This is a genomic window from Nocardiopsis sp. TNDT3 (assembly GCF_003427465.1).
In the GTDB taxonomy this organism is placed as follows: domain Bacteria; phylum Actinomycetota; class Actinomycetes; order Streptosporangiales; family Streptosporangiaceae; genus Nocardiopsis; species Nocardiopsis dassonvillei.
Window position 1 is genome coordinate 1 of sequence record NZ_QPFC01001166.1, and the last position, 3,117, is coordinate 3,117.

1 protein-coding gene is annotated in these 3,117 nt (G+C 78.7%); it reads right to left on the bottom strand.

The window, feature by feature from the left end:
• A partial coding sequence (locus DQW06_RS25250) for a BTAD domain-containing putative transcriptional regulator (RefSeq protein ID WP_117199439.1) occupies positions 1–3,022 on the bottom strand: 3,022 nt, incomplete at its 3' end.
• Between the last annotated feature and the right edge of the window lie 95 nt (positions 3,023–3,117).

The following is a 3,117-nucleotide window of genomic DNA, read 5'->3' on the forward strand; positions in this document are numbered from 1 at the left end:
CGGCCATGCCCAGGGCCTCCCGGCGGAAGCGGGCCGCGTCGGCGAGGCGGCCGGTGACCTCGGCCGGCGTCGCCAGGACGGTCAGGGCGTTCAGCTGGCCCCAGCGGTCCCCGAGTCCGCGGAAGAGTTCCAGCGCCTCACGCCCGCGGACGCCCGCCGCGTCCAGGTCCCCGCGTCCCAGGGCGTGCGAGGCCCGTGCGGTCAGGGCGGCGGCCAGCCCCCAGCGGTCGTCGCGCTCGCGGAAGACGGCCAGCGCCCGGGTGACCAGGTCCTCGCTGACGGCCCGGTCCCCCCGGCTGTACAGCACGAACCCGAGCATCCAGGCGGCGCGGGCGCGTTCGAGCACGGCGTCGCCGGACGCCCCGGGCAGGCCGTCGAAGGCCCCGAGCGCGGTGCGGGCCGGGGCGGTGTGGTCGCCCCCGTCCCCGGCCAGGATCTCGAACACCGCGGCGGTCGCCCCGGCCATGGCCGCCTCCGTGGAGGCGGACCCGCGCACCGCGTCGCGGACGCGCCGGGTCAGGCTGCGGCCCTCCCGGTAGCGGCCGCGCATGTACCAGTACCAGCCCAGGGAGTTGACGAGGCGGGCGGCGTGCCCTCCGGCTCCGCGCACCACCGCCTCGTCCAGGGCCGCGCGCAGGTTGGACGCCTCCGCGTCCAGGCGCCGGAGCGCCTCCCCCTGGGAGGGGCCCAGTATCCGTCCCGCGTACCGGCGGGCGAGGGCGGTGTAGTGGTCCAGGTGGCGCCCGCGCAGGACGTGCGCCTCACCGGCCTCGGACAGGCGCTGGCAGGCGTAGTCGGCGACGGACTCCAGGAGCCGGTGGCGGCGGCCGGTGAGGGGGTCGTCCACGGCCGCGACGAGGGAGCGGTCGACCAGGCTCGTGAGCAGGTCCACGACGTCGGCGGCGTCGATGCCCCCGCCCGAGCAGACGGCCTCGGCGTCCTCGGGGGCGCACCCGCCGGTGAACACGGCGAGGCGGCGCAGCAGGACGCGCTCGCGCTCGTCGAGCAGTTCCCAGCTCCAGTCGACCGTGGCGCGCAGGGTGCGCTGGCGCGGGGGCAGGTGGCGGCGGGCGGTGGCCAGCAGCCGGAAGCGGTCGTCCAGGCGCGAGAGCACACCGGTGACGCCGAGGGCGCGCACGCGGGTGGCGGCCAGCTCCAGGGCCAGGGGGATGCCGTCGAGGCGGCGGCACAGCAGGGCGACGTCGGCGGCGTTGTCCGGGGTCAGGGCGAACCCGGGGGCGGAGGCGGCGGCGCGTTCGGCGAACAGGCGCACCGCGCCGGAGTCGCCGACGCGGTCGGCCGGTGTGTCGGCGGAGGGCACGGGCAGGGGTTCGACGCCGAACAGGACCTCTCCGGGCACGCCGAGGGGTTCGCGGCTGGTGGTCAGGACGCGCAGGTCCGGCAGGCGGCCGAGCAGGGCCGAGACCAGGTCGGCGACCTCGCCCGCGAGGTGCTCGCAGTTGTCCAGGACGAGCAGGGCGTGCCTGCCCTCCAGCGCGCCCAGCACGTGGCGCAGGGGGTCCGTCCCGCCGCCGTCGCGGACCCCGAGTGCCCGGGCCAGGGCCGTGACCGGGTCCGGTTCGGACGCGGGGGAGCCCGGCGCGGCCCGCTGGGCGGCGAACTCGACCATGTGCGCCCCGCCGCCGAAGCCGGGGGCGAGCTCGTGCGCGATCGCGAGGGCCAGGCGGGTCTTGCCGACCCCGCCGATCCCGGTGAGGGTGACCAGGCGGACCTCCGCCAGCAGCCGTGCCACCCGCCGCTGCTCCTCCTCGCGGCCCACGAGCGCGGTGAGCGGCAGGGGCGGGAAGGCGCGGCCGGTGAGCGCGTGCGCCGGGGCGGCGCCGGCGGAGGGCGCGGCCCGGGTTCCGGGCGGGGTCCCCGGTCCGGGAGCGGGCGCCTCCGGTGTTCCACGGGCGTCCCCCGCCCGGGGAGGAACGTTCGAGTCCGTTCCGGGCGTGTTCCCCGTACCGGAGGCAGGTGCCTCCGGCGCCCCGTGGACGCCCTCCACCTGCGGCAACGGCTCCCCCGGCGGTCCGGACGCGGTCCCCGGCGCGGAAAAGGGCTCCTCCGGCGTCCCGTGGAAGCTCCCTGCCTGCGGGAACGGATCCCCGGGTGCCACGGCGGCGCCTCCCGGCCCCGGCACAGGCGCTCCCGGCGTCGCGCGGACGGCTCCCGCGCGCGGCGCGGGTTCCGTCGGAACTGGGGAGGCGCGTGCCGTCGCGGGCACGGTTTCCGCCGGTGTTCCGGACTCGGAGACGCCCCCGGAAACCGGTGAGGTCGGCTGGTGCCGCAGGATGCGGCCGTGCAGCTCGGCCACCTCGGGGCCGGGGTCCACCCCCAGCTCCTCCCGCAGGCGCCCGGCCAGGGCCGTGTGCGCGGCCAGTGCCTCGGCCTGGCGTCCGCCCTCGTACAGGGCGCGCATGTACGCGGCCACCAGCCGCTCGCGCAGGGGGTGCTCGGCCACGAGGGCGCCCAGCGGACCGGTCACCCCGCGGTGCTCGCCCAGGTCGAGCCGGGTGAGGGCGTGTTCCTCCAGCGCGCCCAGGCGGCGCTCCTCCAGCCGGGCGGCCGTCGGCCGGGCGAACTCCTCGTCGGCCACGTCGGCGTAGGCGGGGCCCCGCCACAGTTCCAGGGCCTCGGTGAGCAGCCGGGCACGTTCGCGGGGACCGGCGGCGTCCTGGGCCGCGTCCGCCAGCAGGTGGAAGCGCTCGGCGTCCACGGAGGCGGGAGGCACGTCGAGGAGGTAACCGGGCGGGCGGTGGCGGACCAGGTCGCGGGCGCCGGGTTCGGCCTCCTCCAGCGCCCGGCGCAGGGCCCACACCTTGCGTTGCAGGGCGCGTTCGGGGCTGCCGGGCCGGGGCCCGTGCGCCCACAGCCACTCCACGAGCCGGTCCGCCGACACCGGCCAGCCCCGGTGGGCGAGCAGGGCCGCCAGCAGGACGCGGGCCTTGCGTTCGGGGATCGGCACGGCCCGGCCGCCGTCCGTGAACGCGCGGACGGGACCCAGGACACCGAAGCGCATGGCCTCACCGTAGCCGAGGGCGGGGACGCCGACCCGGTGCGGGCCGGGCGCGCGAATCCCGGCCCGGCGCGGAGACCCCCGGCCCGGTGCGGACC